12 protein-coding genes are annotated in these 12,775 nt (G+C 65.3%); 7 read left to right on the forward strand and 5 right to left on the reverse strand.

From position 1 onward, the window contains the following. Nucleotides 1–23 precede the first annotated feature (23 nt). The 6 genes from JQ573_RS23540 to JQ573_RS23565 all read left to right on the forward strand — a co-directional run bounded on the left by JQ573_RS23540 (nt 24) and on the right by JQ573_RS23565 (nt 5,450). Nucleotides 24–2,372, forward strand: coding sequence for a TonB-dependent hemoglobin/transferrin/lactoferrin family receptor (locus JQ573_RS23540; RefSeq protein ID WP_212316170.1), 2,349 nt, complete (start codon nt 24–26; stop codon nt 2,370–2,372). Between the two features lie 136 nt (nt 2,373–2,508). Next, on the forward strand, nt 2,509–2,841 hold the full coding sequence (locus JQ573_RS23545; RefSeq protein WP_212316168.1) for an antibiotic biosynthesis monooxygenase: 333 nt from the start codon (nt 2,509–2,511) through the stop codon (nt 2,839–2,841). Nucleotides 2,842–2,888: 47 nt separating this feature from the next. Then, nucleotides 2,889–3,362, forward strand: a complete 474-nt coding sequence (gene hutX / locus JQ573_RS23550; RefSeq protein ID WP_249132289.1) for a heme utilization cystosolic carrier protein HutX — start codon at nt 2,889–2,891, stop codon at nt 3,360–3,362. A 25-nt stretch (nt 3,363–3,387) separates the two neighbouring features. Further along, nucleotides 3,388–4,173 carry a tonB-system energizer ExbB gene (exbB, locus tag JQ573_RS23555; protein WP_409334716.1) on the forward strand — a complete coding sequence of 262 codons (786 nt, stop codon included), beginning with the start codon at nt 3,388–3,390 and terminating at the stop codon, nt 4,171–4,173. A 3-nt stretch (nt 4,174–4,176) separates the two neighbouring features. Further along, a complete protein-coding gene (gene exbD / locus JQ573_RS23560) occupies nt 4,177–4,623 on the forward strand; it encodes a TonB system transport protein ExbD (RefSeq protein WP_212316166.1) in 447 nt (148 codons plus the stop codon). A gap of 5 nt (nt 4,624–4,628) precedes the next feature. Next, nucleotides 4,629–5,450: an energy transducer TonB gene (locus JQ573_RS23565; protein ID WP_212316164.1), complete on the forward strand. Its 822-nt coding sequence runs from the start codon at nt 4,629–4,631 to the stop codon at nt 5,448–5,450. A 172-nt stretch (nt 5,451–5,622) separates the two neighbouring features. On the opposite strand, the gene JQ573_RS23570 is transcribed toward JQ573_RS23565, so the two are convergent. The 4 genes from JQ573_RS23570 to JQ573_RS23585 all read right to left on the reverse strand — a co-directional run bounded on the left by JQ573_RS23570 (nt 5,623) and on the right by JQ573_RS23585 (nt 10,134). Further along, the gene (locus JQ573_RS23570; protein ID WP_375789772.1) at nt 5,623–6,465 is read right to left on the reverse strand and encodes a carbohydrate ABC transporter permease; all 843 of its coding nucleotides are present in this window, start codon (nt 6,463–6,465) and stop codon (nt 5,623–5,625) included. Between the two features lie 46 nt (nt 6,466–6,511). Continuing rightward, nucleotides 6,512–7,468, reverse strand: a complete 957-nt coding sequence (locus tag JQ573_RS23575) for a carbohydrate ABC transporter permease (RefSeq protein ID WP_212316160.1) — start codon at nt 7,466–7,468, stop codon at nt 6,512–6,514. Between the two features lie 131 nt (nt 7,469–7,599). Continuing rightward, nucleotides 7,600–8,946: an ABC transporter substrate-binding protein gene (locus JQ573_RS23580; protein ID WP_212316158.1), complete on the reverse strand. Its 1,347-nt coding sequence runs from the start codon at nt 8,944–8,946 to the stop codon at nt 7,600–7,602. Nucleotides 8,947–9,090: 144 nt separating this feature from the next. Continuing rightward, nucleotides 9,091–10,134 carry a C-terminal binding protein gene (locus JQ573_RS23585; protein ID WP_212316156.1) on the reverse strand — a complete coding sequence of 348 codons (1,044 nt, stop codon included), beginning with the start codon at nt 10,132–10,134 and terminating at the stop codon, nt 9,091–9,093. A gap of 269 nt (nt 10,135–10,403) precedes the next feature. On the opposite strand from JQ573_RS23585, the gene JQ573_RS23590 reads away from it, so the two are divergent. Continuing rightward, on the forward strand, nt 10,404–12,089 hold the full coding sequence (locus tag JQ573_RS23590) for a methyl-accepting chemotaxis protein (protein WP_212316154.1): 1,686 nt from the start codon (nt 10,404–10,406) through the stop codon (nt 12,087–12,089). A 220-nt stretch (nt 12,090–12,309) separates the two neighbouring features. Here the strand turns inward: JQ573_RS23590 and JQ573_RS23595 are convergent, their stop codons facing one another. After that, complete coding sequence (locus tag JQ573_RS23595) at nt 12,310–12,693, reverse strand: nuclear transport factor 2 family protein (RefSeq protein WP_212316152.1); 384 nt, start codon at nt 12,691–12,693, stop codon at nt 12,310–12,312. Between the last annotated feature and the right edge of the window lie 82 nt (nt 12,694–12,775).

Here is a 12,775-nt window from a genome sequence, read left to right on the forward strand (position 1 = left end):
GCGATGATCGGGCTGGGGCTAGAATGGCTGACGGGGCTAGGGTTTCGCGCGCCTTGATGTTGGGTGCGTCGGTGTTTTCATTTTCGGCAGCGCTGCCGGCAAGTGGGTTGGCGCAAACCGCCGATGCGTCGGCTGCGCGTCCCGCGACCGAGCGGCCGAAGCAGGCCCAACGCAAGCCGAAGCCTGCGGCCAACCCGCAGGCGGCGGCGTCGCCTGCGATGAATGCGCGCGCGCAGATCGGCGCGGTGCCGGTGCAATCGCTCGACACCATCACGGCGGTCGCCTCCAAGACCGAAGAGCGCGCGATCGACGCGCTGGCGCCGGTCAGCTCCGTCACGCTGGAGAAGATTCAGGGCCTGCAGCCGAACCGGGTGTCCGACATCTTCCATAACGTGCCCGGCGTCTCGTTCCAGGAGCGTGGCGACGATCCGGCGACGGTGATCAACATCCGCGGCCTGCAGGACTTCGGCCGAGTCGCTGTCGTGGTCGACGGCGCGCGGCAGAACTATCAGCGCACCGGCCACAACGCCAACGGCTCGTTTTTCCTCGATCCCGAATTGATCGGCGGCGTCGACGTGGTGCGCGGCCCGACCGCGAACATCTACGGCTCCGGCGCGATCGGCGGCGTGGTCTCGTTCCGCACCAAGGATATCGACGACGTGGTGCGTCCCGGCGAACGCTGGGGCGTCGACATGTCGGGGTCCTATGGCAGCAACAAGGACCGCGGCATGGGTTCGGTGTTCGGCGGCGTGCGCGCCGATCCGAATGTCGATGTGTTCGGCGGCGCGGTCTACCGCACCCAGAGCAACTACAAGGACGGCGCGGGCACCGAGATCGGCAACACCGGCAACGACATCGCGGCCGGCCTGATGAAGGTGACGATCCGCCCGGCCGAAGGCCACGAGTTCAAGATCGGCGGTGTCTTCCAGGACTATCAGTACAATATCGGTCAGCCGAACCGCGGCCCGACCACGACGGCGGCGCCGCTGGCCGCGATCGCGGGCTCCTCGGTCTACGCTTCCGATGCGAGGAACTACACGGGTACGCTGAGCTGGCGATATTCCAAGCCCGACGACATGCTGTTCGACTGGAACATCTCGGTCTACGGCAACCGCACCGACAACGACCAGGTTAAGACCTACAACAACCGCATCACGTCAGGCGGCGGCGTCTGCACGCTCGCCAATCCAGGCAACAACATCTCCGGCTGCGTCGGCGACAAGCGCGGCTATTCGCTCGACACCGTCGGCCTCGACGTCAACAACACCTCGCGCTTCAATTTCGGCGACTGGCGCAACGCCGTGACCTACGGCTTCGACGCCTTCCGCGACGATGTCGAGACTTTCGACTCCCGCGGCAATTCCAACATCACGACGCCCGGCGGCCAGCGCACGGTGTCCGGCGGCTTCGTGCAGTTGAAGCAGAACTATTCGACCTGGCTCGAGCTTGTCAGTGCGGTCCGCTACGATCATTACGAGCTCACCTCGATCAACACCACGACGAGCGGCGACCGGTTGTCGCCGAAGATCACGGTCGGCGTTACGCCGGTGACCGGCTTTACGCCCTATGTGAGCTATGCCGAAGGCTATCGCGCGCCGTCGATCACCGAAACCCTGATCTCGGGCGGTCATGCCACCGGCGGCGGGCCGGCGCTGTTCAACTGCCCCGACGGCACCAGCGGCCTGTTCTGCTTCCTGCCCAATGCGGCTCTGCGGCCCGAGGTCGGCAAGAACAAGGAAGCCGGCATCAACTTGAAGTATGACGGCATCTTCACTGCGAGCGACTCGTTCCGCGGCAAGATCAACGTGTTCCGCAATGACGTCGACGGCTATATCGACCTTGTCGCGTCGGCGCCGACCACGACGCCGTTCGGACGCTTCAGCCAGTTCTACCAGTACCAGAACATCGCGCACGCCCGCATCGAGGGTTTTGAGCTCGAGACGATGTATGATGCGGGCGACTGGTTCGTGGGGGTCGCCGGCCATCTGATGCGCGGCCGGAACACCGGGACCAATGTCGGGCTCGCCACCATCACGCCGCGCAAGGTGACGACGACTGGCGGCGTGCGCCTGCTCGACCGCACGCTGATCATTGCCGCGCAATGGTCCTCGTTCGGCGCCAACGACGATTTGCCGGCGGGCTATCTGCCGTCGACCGGCTACGAGCTGGTCAACCTCTATCTGACCTGGAACGCCACCAAGGACATCACCTTCACGGCGTCGGTCGACAATCTCTTGAACCAGTACTACCGGCCCTACGCGATCCCGGGCTCCTCGAGCGACGGCACGACGCAGAACGACGTGCTGTTCTCGAGCCCCGGTCCGGGCACCGTCTACAAGGCCGGGCTCAGGATTCACCTAGGTGGAGCGTAACGCGACGAGCCGATCATTCCATCCAGGTTGCTCCGGCCGCGCTGGTGCCCCCAGCGCGGCCTTGGCGTATTCATGTTATCAACGAGATCAATCGGCAGGATCCCGTGCATCCGCCGCCAAACAGGAGAAGGCTTTCATGTTCATCGCAATGAACCGGTTTCAGGTGATCAAGGGCAAGGAACAGGCGTTCGAGACGGTCTGGAAGACCCGCGAATCCTATCTCGGCGATCTGCCCGGATTCATCGAGTTTCACCTCGTGAAGGGCCCCGAGGCCGAGGACCACACGCTCTATGCGACCCATACGGTGTGGGCCAGCAAGGTGGCGTTCGAGGACTGGACCAAGTCCGATGCGTTCCGGCGTGCCCATTCCCGCGCCGGCAACGAGACCGGCGGCAGCCTCTATCTCGGTCATCCCAAATTCGAAGGTTTTGAGGTGCTGATCACCGAGCGCGCCAAGAGCCCGGCGTGACGGAGGCGGCCGTGCAGAACGCGGAGCTTGCCGGGCTGAAGGCCTATATGGCCGACAATCCCGGCGCAGTGATCGAGGACGTCGCGCGCGAGCGCAAGGTGACGCCGCGCGCGGTGCTGGAGGCGCTGCCCGACAGCATGGTGCGGATCGGGGCCGCCGAGTTCGCCGCCGCGATGCAGGACATCGCGGAATGGGGCGAGGTGACGCTGATCGTGCACACCGATGATGCGATTTTCGAGTTCACCGGCGGCATTCCGAAAGGCGAGGTGGGCCGCGGCTATTTCAACCTGATGCAGCCGAAGGGCCTGCACGGTCACCTCAGGCACGAGCGTTGCGCGGCGATCGCGTTCGTCGAGCGGCCCTTCATGGGCAAGGTGTCGGCCTTCATCGCCTTCATCAATCTCGATGGCGGCATCATGTTCAAGGTGTTCGTCGGCCGCGACGAGACGCGCGCGTTGCGCGGCGATCAGCTGGCGCGCTTCCACGCGCTGGCGGACCGCATCGCACCGAGAGCGAGCTGAGACCGACGAAGGACGGGAGGCGACCATGTCGCATCGCAGGCTTGGGCGACGCATCGCGTTGTTGGCGTGCGCCATGTTCGGAATGCTGCCGGGCGCGTGCCTTGCCGCCACCGACGCCGCGCTGCTGCCGCGCAATCTCTCGCCCTGGGGCATGTTCGAGAGCGCCGACATCGTCGTGAAGGCGGTGATGATCGGCCTGGCCTTCGCCTCGCTCGTGACCTGGACGGTCTGGCTCGCCAAGACCGTCGAGATCCGCCGCAAGACGACGCTTGCGCGGCAACGGATCGGGCTGCTCGAGCGCGACACGCAGCTTGCCGAGGTCGAGCAGGCCAGCCGCGACGGCAGCGATGCGGTGGCGCAGATCGTGCAGTCGGCGTCGCGCGAAGCTGCGCTCTCCGGCGGCATGTTCGACGACGGCTTCAAAGAGCGCATCGCGCTGCGGCTGGAGCGCGTGGAGGCGGCGATGTCGCGGCAGATCGCGCGCGGCACCGGCGTGCTCGCCACCATCGGCGCCACCGCGCCGTTCGTCGGCCTGTTCGGTACGGTGTGGGGCATCATGAATGCCTTCATCGGCATCTCCGAGGCCCACACCACCAATCTCGCGGTGGTCGCGCCTGGAATCGCGGAGGCGCTGCTTGCGACCGCGCTCGGTCTGGTGGCCGCGATTCCGGCGGTCGTGATCTACAATCACCTGACGCGTTCGATCGCGGCCTACCGCGCGCTGCTCGGCGACGCCTCGGTCATGGTGATGCTGCTGGTCAGCCGCGAGGGCGATCGCAGCCTGTTCCGGCTGGCGCGCGCCGCGGAGTAGGGGATGGGCGCGAAGCTTGGCTCTGGCGGTGCGTTCGGCGGCCGGCGTCGCGGCGACGACGACTTGATCGAGGCGCATGCGATCAACGTCACGCCGTTCATCGACGTCATGCTGGTGCTGCTGATCATCTTCATGGTGGCGGCGCCGCTGGCGACCGTCGATCTCGGCGTCGACCTGCCGGCCTCGACCGCCGAGCCGCAGCCGCGGCCGGACAAGCCGGTGTTCGTCGCGGTGAAGCCCGACCTCTCGGTCGCGGTCGGCGAGGATGTGGTCGCGCGCGACGCCCTGACCGCGACCCTTGATGGCGCGACGCAGGGCAAGAAGGACGAGCGCATCTTCCTGCGCGCCGACAAGGCCGTCAGCTATGGCGACCTGATGGAGGTGATGAACCTGTTGCGCAATGCCGGCTATCTCAAGATCGCGCTGGTCGGCCTCGACGGACGCAGCTGATTCCGATGAACGCGTATGCGCTTCATGATGCGGGCGACGATATCAGGTTGAGGCGGTGGGGCCTGTCGGCGGCCGCGATCCTGGCAGCGCATGTGGTGCTGATTGCGCTCGGCATCACCTGGGTCTCGGCGCCGCCGCCGGGCGTTGCCGTGCCGGCGGTGCTGGTCGACCTGACGCCGATCACATCCTCGCCGGCGATTTCGGAGACCGAACTGCCGCCGGGTCCGGCGATGCAGGAGGCTGACGCCTCGCCGCCGGAGCCTGCCGCCGCGCAGGCCGTGCAGCAGGAGATCGCGCCGACGCCGCTGCAGGAGAAGCCCGAGGTGACGGCGCCGCCGGAGCAGAAGCAGCAGGCCACGCCACCGAAGCCCGAGCCCACGAAGGTCGTTCCGGAGCGGAAGCCCGAACCCATCAAGCCGAAGGTGGTCCGCCGGGAGGCCAAGAAGCCGTCCGAGGCGACGCCGGCACCGCGCACCAGCGCGCCGAGCCGCGCCGAGCGTCAGGCGCCCGCGGCATCCGCGATCAGCGCCGGCGCAGCCGCGTCGGCGGTCACGGCCTACAATTCACGCGTTCGCGCGCATCTCTTACGCTTCCACTCCTATCCGGCCGGCGGCAACGGCCAGCGTGGTGTGGTCCGCCTGGTGTTCACGCTCGGCCGCGGCGGGCAGGTGCTGTCGAGCCATCTCGGCGGCTCCTCCGGCAATCCGACCTTCGACGCGCGCGCGCTGGCGATGGTACGCCGGGCCCAGCCGTTTCCTGCGTTTCCGCCCGAGGTCACGGAAGGCTCGATGGGCTTCAGCGTGCCGGTCGCGTTCGTGCCGCGGTAGCGTCCGACATTGCAGCGAGGCGCGCCCTATCCCCGTCATCCTGAGGTGCGAGCGGAGCGAGCCTCGAAGGATGCACGGCCCCGCTAGTAGCCGTCGACCCTTCGAGACGCGCTACGCGCTCCTCAGGGTGACGGAGATAGATTGAGTTCGCTTCAATACGCGGGGAGCCCCGCTACTCCTTCACCGCGCCCGTCAGCGACGACACGTAGTAGTCGACGAACAGCGAATAGAACAGCGCGACCGGCAGCGAGCCGAGCAGGGAGCCGGCCATCAGCGCGCCCCACTGGTAGACGTCGCCGGTGATGAGCTCGGTCAGGATCGCGACCGGCACGGTCTTGTTGGCGCCGCTCTGGATGAAGGCGAGCGCGTAGATGAACTCGTTCCAGGATAGCGTGAAGGAGAAGATGCCGGCCGAGATCAGGCCGGGTACCGCGAGCGGCAGCGTGATCCGCCACAGGATCTGCAGCCGCGTCGCGCCGTCGACCAGCGCGCATTCCTCGAGCTCGTAGGGGATCGACTTGAAATAGCCGATCAGCAGCCAGGTGCAGAACGGCACCAGGAAGGTCGGATAGACCAGGATCAGCGCCAACGGTGAATCGAACAGGCCGAACTGCACGATCACGGTGGCGAGCGGAATGAACAGGATCGACGGCGGCACCAGATAGGCGAGGTAGATGCCGAGCCCGACATAGGGGCTGCCGCGGAAGCGCAGCCGCTCGATCGCGTAGGCCGCGAGCGTCGAGGCGAACAGCGACAGGAAGGTCGAGCCGATCGCCACCAGCATGGTGGTCTTCAGCCAGCGCGGATACGAGGTGTCGAACAACAGATGCTTGACATGCGCGAGCGTCGGCGAGGTGATCCAGAACGGATTGTGCTCCTTGTAGTTCAGGAGCTCCGCGTTCGGTTTGAACGAGGTGATCGCCATCCAGTAGAACGGGAACAGCAGGATCAGGATGAAGCAGGCGAGCGGCAGATAGATCATCACCACGCGCCGGGCGCGGGAATCCCACGCCATCGTGTCGGGTGTGGCGCTGGCGACGTTGGAGGATTGGCCTGCAACGTCAGTCATTGGCTTCTCCCTGCTGCCATTTGCGGCGGGCGAGGCCGAAGTAGCTGAACAACGTCGCGAATACGAGGAACGGGATCATCGAGACCGCGATCGCGGCACCCTCGCCGAGCTCGCCGCCGGCGATGCCGCGCTGGAACGCCAGCGTCGCGAGCAAATGGGTCGAATTGACCGGGCCGCCGCGGGTGATGGCGTAGACGAGCTGGAAATCGGTGAAGGTGAAGATGATCGAGAACGTCATCACGATCGCGAGGATCGGCATCATCATCGGGAAGGTGATGTAGCGGAAGCGCTGCCAGGAGGTGGCGCCGTCGAGCATCGCCGCCTCGTAGAGCGAAGGCGAGATGGTCTGCAGCCCGGCCAGCAGCGAGATCGCGACGAACGGGATGCCGCGCCAGATATTGGCCGCGATCAGCGAGAACCGCGCCGGCCAGGGCGAGCCGAGGAAGTCGACATTGCTGTCGCGCAGGTGCAGCACGTCGACCAGGAGATAGGAGATGATCGAGAACTGCGGATCGTAGATCCACCAGAACGCCAGTGCGGAGAGCACCGTCGGCACGATCCACGGCAGCAGCACGATGGCGCGGATCAGGCTCTTGAACGGGAAATGGTTGTTGAGCAGCAGCGCCAGCCAGAAGCCGAGCGCGAATTTTCCGAAGGTCGCGACCGCGGTGTAGAAGATCGAGTAGAACACCGCGTTCCACCACAAGGGATCCTTGAGCAGATACTGGAAGTTCTCGAGCCCGATATAGACGCCGCGCTGGCCAATCGTGGTGTCGGTGAAGGCGAGCCAGATGCCGAGGCCGAGCGGATAGGTGAGGAACACCAGCAGCAGGCCGACCGCGGGTGCAAGGCACATCACGATCAGGAACGGCTTGTAGTCGAACAGCCGTGCGAGCCAGCCCGGCTGGCGCAGCACTTGTCCCCGTGTAGGTAGTGTCGTTACAGACATTGAATGCTCGTCCGCTGCCGTCATTGCGGGGAGCGAAGCGACGAAGCAATCCATTCTCCTGGTGGAACTATGGATTGCTTCGCTTCGCTCGCAATGACGGTTGGTCCAGATCTACGGTTCAATGACCGGCGTTACCGGCCCTGCCGCCGGAAGTACCGCTTGGCGCGCTGCTCGGCTTCCGCGGCGGCCGCTTCCGGTGTTGCCGCGTCGGTCGCCACCGAGGCGCACATCTGCACCAGCACATAGTCGGCGTTGACGGCACCGGTCGCGGTCGAGATCGGCCCCTTGTAGCCGTTGTAATAGGGGCTCTTCATCGTGTCCTTGAAGATCGCGACCTTGGGATCGCCCGACCACACCGCAGCGTCCGCGTAGGCCGCGAGCGGCTGCGACCAGTAGCCGGAGTTGGCGTTGAGCCACGGCTCGTACTGCTCCTTCTCCAGCATGAATTGCAGGAACGCCTTCGCCGCGTTGGGATACGGGCTGTGCTTGAACGCCATCGCATTCAGCGTCAGGCCGGACATCGGCGAGGTCGATGCCAGTCCCTTCGGCAGGAACTGATGCTCGGTGTCGTCGGCGACCGCCTTGGTCGCGGGATCGTTCTTCAGCGAGAAGTACAGCGAGACGCCGTTGGCGGTCAGGCCGATCTCCTGCGACGAGTAGGCGCGGTTGTTGGAGACGTCGTTCCAGGAGGGCGTGCCGGCGATGAAGGTCGGATAGAGTTCCTTCAAATATTTCAGCGCGGCGATGGTCTCCTTGCTGTTGATGATGATATTGCCTTCCTCATCGAGCAGCGCGGCGTTGTGCGACCACAACAGCCAGTTGGCGAAGCCGTTGCCGTCGCCGACGGCGTTGCCAAGCGCGAAGCCCGCCGGCTTGCCGGCCGCCTTCAGCTTCTTGCAGAGCTCGAGAATGCCGGCGTGGTCTTCCGGCACCTTGTCGAAGCCGGCCGCGTTGACCAGCGACTTGCGGTAGACCAGCGGGCCGCCCGAGGCGCCGAACGGCAGGCCGACCCAGCTCTTCGACTTCGAGCGCATGCCGTAGCGTTTCGCGAGTGTCAGCCACCCGCCGTAGCGCTTGTCGAGATAGTCGGCGACGTCGGTCAATTCGATCAGCTTGTCGATATAGATATGCGGCGCGTCGCCGAAGCCGATGATGATGTCGGGACCGGCGCCGGAGTTCGAGGTCACCGCGGTTTGCTGATTGATGTCTTCCCAGCCGACGAAGTCGACCTTGACCTCGACGCCGGTCTTGTCGGTGAATCGCTTGGCATTGGCGCGGAACACGTCTTCGTCGGCCTGGACGAAGCGCACTGGCCGCAACATGCGCAGGGTCGCGCCCTTCTCGATCGGCAGCGACGGCGCCGCCACGTCGGCAGCCTTCACTTTCGATGCGTCCTGCGCCGAAGCCCCGGTGACCGCCAGTGCCGCCGCGGACGCCCCCAGCGCCAGCGCGTCGCGACGCGTGATCTCATACTTCATGTCGTTCGCACTCCCGTTCTTTTTGTTTCGTTGTTATTGTTCCTTCCCGGCGTTGGCCGCCGGTGAAGGGTCTTGTGGTCTCGGTGCGCCCGCCACGCAAAGGGCCCGCATGACGGGCCCTCGCGCGAAAAGCGCATTCCCGCCTCAGCTGTTCGGACCGCGATCCATGCTGACGGGCTGCCAGCGGCGCAGCGCGGTGTCTTGCAGCACCGACGGGTTGACGCAGCTTACCGGCCACATGCCTTGCAGCACTAGTGACAATTCGTAGCCCACCCGGCGCTTGCGCGCCTCGTCAAAACGTGCCGATGCCGAGGCGACATGGGCGGTCAAGGTAACATTGTCCATCCCGAGCATCGGATTGTTGTGTGACGGGGGCTCCTTCTCCAGCACGTCGAGCGCGGCGTGGGCGATCCAGCCCTCCTGCAGCGCCTTGATCAGCGATTCCTCGTCGACGGTGGCGCCGCGGCCGGTGTTGATGAAGATGGCCGATTTTTTCATCTGACGAAAATGCTTCTCGGTCAGCATGTGATGCACTTCGGGCCGCGCCGGGGCGTGCATCGAGACGAAATCCGACTGCGACAGCACCTCCGACAGCGTCGAGGGAATCACGCCGTGGTCGTACATCAGCGTTTCCTGGATGAAGGGATCGTAGGCCACCATCCTGAGGCCGAACGGCGCGGCGCGCTTCGCCACCGCGCGGGCGACGCGGCCGAACGAGATGAAGCCGAGCGTCTGGCCCATCAGCCGTGGAATCTTCAGGAGCGCCGGGCGGCCCTCGGCCCAGCGGCCTGAGCGCACCATCTTGTCCTGCTCGATCAGGCGGCGGAAGCCTGCGAGCAGTAGCATCATGGCGTGGTCGGCAACCTCCTCGATGAAGGTGTCGGGGATGTTGGTGACGGGGATGCCGCGGGCGGTCGCGGCCTTGACGTCGACCGAGTCGACGCCGACGCTGCCGAGCGTGATCACCTTGCAGTTCTCCAGCGCATCGATCACCGCCTTGGTGATCGGCATGCCCTTGGCGTAGATCGCGTCCGCGGTGCGCGCGGCCGCGATGAATTCGGCCTCGTTGGCCGGCGCCTCGACGATCTCGGCGCCGATCGGATCGAGCGCCTCGCGCTCATAATCATAGCCGCCGCCGGCGACCGTGAAGCTCGCGCCCTTCGGCGTCACCACCCTGAATTTCGACATTGTCTGCTCCCGATTGAGGTCTTCTGTTCTTGCTTCTTGCTGGTTTGCTTCTTGATGTTCTTGCTTGTCGGAGCGCGGCCTGGACCACCGCTGTCCCTACTTCTACGCGAGCGGCGCTGTTCTCTCCACAATTGCCGGTTGGTCCGCGGCCCGATTCTCCGGGCTTCTACGGGGAACCTCCGTAACCATCAGGTAAAGGGTCTCACATTACGGTGAGCGGAATCAATCCGCCAATCGCGTCGCGTTCCCCGCCTCTTCTGGAGATCACCGTGAAGCTGTCAAATCTGAAAATCACCCCCAAGCTCGGCATTCTGGTGGGGGTGGCGCTCCTCGGCCTGTGCGCGGCCGGCATCCTGGCGATCAATCTGATGCAGCGTGAGATGACGAATGCGCGCATCGACCAGGCCAAGGCCATGGTCGATATGGCCAGGAACATGGCAGCGAGCCTGAAGAAGGATGTCGACGCCGGAAAGATGACCAAGGAAGCGGCACTGGCCGAGTTGGGCAAGCGCGGTAACGCGATGACCTACGATAACGGCTCGGGCTATCTGTTCGGCACGGACTACAACGGCATCACGGTGCTGGCACCCGATCCGAAGCAGGTTGGCACCAACCGGATGGACGTCGTAACCAATGGCCGCAAGCTGTCGCAGGAGCTGATGGATGGCGTGAAGGCCAAGGGCGAGATTCTGCTGTTCTATGAATACGTGAAGCCTGGTCAGGAGACGCCGATCCGGAAGCTTGGTTACGCGGTCGCAGTGCCTGGCTTCGATATGTATCTCGGCACCGGCGCCTATCTCGACGATATCGACGCCAAGATGCGTCCCATTGCCTGGTTGCTCGGGCTCGCGATCATCGGCATCGGCATCATCTCGAGTTCGGTCGCCTGGCTGATCGGGCGCAGCATTTCCCGGCCGCTGAACCTCCTTGGTGCGCGCATGCGCGACATCGCGGACGGCAAGCTCGACGGTGACATTCCCGGCGTCGGCCGTGGCGACGAGGTCGGCGGGATGGCGGCTACCGTGCAGGTCTTCAAGGACAATGCGATCCGTATCCGCGGCCTCGAGCAGGCCGAGGCCGAGACGCAGGCGCGCGCCACCGCCGAGCGGCGCAGCGCGATGCAGGACCTTGCCAGCGATTTCGAGCGCAGCGTGAACGGCATCGTCCGCACCGTGGCCTCCGCCGCCGCCGGCATGCAGACCACGGCGCAGTCGATGACCGCAACCGCCAGCGACGCCAGCGCGCGGGCCGCGACCGTGGGTGCCGCCTCCGACTCTGCCTCCAACAATGTCGGCACCGTCGCCGCGGCGGCCGAAGAGCTCTCCAGCTCCGTTGCGGAAATCTCCCGCCAGGTGGCCCGCTCCAGCGAGGTCGCTAGCCAGGCGGTGGCCGATGCCGAGCGCACCAATGCGACCGTGCAGGCGCTCTCGACCGGCGCCGAGAAGATCGGCGAGGTGGTCAAGCTGATCCACTCGATCGCCGCCCAGACCAACTTGCTCGCGCTCAACGCCACCATCGAGGCGGCGCGCGCCGGCGAATCCGGCCGTGGCTTCGCGGTGGTCGCCTCCGAGGTGAAGGCGCTGGCCAACCAGACCGCGAAGGCGACCGAGGAGATCTCGGCGCAGGTCGCGGCGATGCAGGCTTCGACCGGCGAGGCGGTGACCTCGATCGGCGGCATCACCGCGACCATCGCGCAGATGAGCGAGATCACGGCCTCGATCTCGACCGCGATCGACCAGCAGGGCGATGCGACGCGCGAGATCGCGCGCAACATTCAGCAGGTCGCGGCCGGCTCGAGCGAGATCTCCGCCCATATCGGCGGCGTCACCACCGCGGCCGCCGCAACCGGCACCGCGGCCGGCGACGTGCTGTCGAATGCGCGCGAACTCGACACCCAGTCGGGGATGCTGCGCAACGCGGTCGACGAGTTCCTGCAGAAGGTGCGTGCGGCGTAACGGATCGGGTAGGGTGGGTTAGCTTGCGAAGCGCAACCCACCCAGCGCATTCCACGACTGTGACGGAATTGGCAGGCTTTGCAGGGGCGCGCTGCCAAAAATATCGAAAACAACCCCATGCAAAGTAGCCGGTGACGGCCGGCGTGCGACCAGCCGACTTGACACGTCGGGCAAATCAGTGTCACATTTCTAATATTCCGAAAACCAGCCGTGGGCGACGCTACAATCCCGCCGGGAAGACCTGCGCGACGTGAAACGCCTTGGTGGTGATGAGCCACCTGCCGTCGATCCGATGAAACACGAGATGATCGATGAAGCCGGTTTGGCCGGCCCTGACGCGCACCTTGGCGATGGCCAGATCGGACGCGGTCTGGTCGATGCTGATGATGGCCTCATCGCGCGGCGATTTCATCGACGCCGGCGAGGGACGGCTGCGGATAAAGTCGCGAAATTCGGCGGCCGACCGCACCGTGTGCTTGCCGTCCCGGATGCCGTGCACGATGCAGGCATCGGAGAAGACGTCGCGGAACCGGCTATCGTCGACGTCATACATCAGGTTGAAATATCCATCGATCGCGGATGCGATGGCCTGGATGTCGCTCATTGCAAGATCTCCGTAGCGGATGATGTGGCGGTGGTCTCACCGGATCGAGCCGGTGATCTGCGCCGACAGTGGCCGATATGGT

It is taken from the genome of Bradyrhizobium sp. AUGA SZCCT0105, assembly GCF_018129565.1.
GTDB lineage: Bacteria > Pseudomonadota > Alphaproteobacteria > Rhizobiales > Xanthobacteraceae > Bradyrhizobium.

Coding starts and splice junctions, on each gene's coding strand:
- JQ573_RS23565 (WP_212316164.1), top strand. CDS start 4,629: ATGAACGCGTATGCGCTTCATGATGCGGGCGACGATATCAGGTTGAGG.
- JQ573_RS23575 (WP_212316160.1), bottom strand. CDS start 7,468: ATGTCTGTAACGACACTACCTACACGGGGACAAGTGCTGCGCCAGCCG.
- JQ573_RS23585 (WP_212316156.1), bottom strand. CDS start 10,134: ATGTCGAAATTCAGGGTGGTGACGCCGAAGGGCGCGAGCTTCACGGTC.
- JQ573_RS23540 (WP_212316170.1), top strand. CDS start 24: ATGGCTGACGGGGCTAGGGTTTCGCGCGCCTTGATGTTGGGTGCGTCG.
- hutX (WP_249132289.1), top strand. CDS start 2,889: ATGGCCGACAATCCCGGCGCAGTGATCGAGGACGTCGCGCGCGAGCGC.
- exbB (WP_409334716.1), top strand. CDS start 3,388: ATGTCGCATCGCAGGCTTGGGCGACGCATCGCGTTGTTGGCGTGCGCC.
- JQ573_RS23595 (WP_212316152.1), bottom strand. CDS start 12,693: ATGAGCGACATCCAGGCCATCGCATCCGCGATCGATGGATATTTCAAC.
- JQ573_RS23580 (WP_212316158.1), bottom strand. CDS start 8,946: ATGAAGTATGAGATCACGCGTCGCGACGCGCTGGCGCTGGGGGCGTCC.
- exbD (WP_212316166.1), top strand. CDS start 4,177: ATGGGCGCGAAGCTTGGCTCTGGCGGTGCGTTCGGCGGCCGGCGTCGC.
- JQ573_RS23570 (WP_375789772.1), bottom strand. CDS start 6,465: ATGGCGTGGGATTCCCGCGCCCGGCGCGTGGTGATGATCTATCTGCCG.
- JQ573_RS23545 (WP_212316168.1), top strand. CDS start 2,509: ATGTTCATCGCAATGAACCGGTTTCAGGTGATCAAGGGCAAGGAACAG.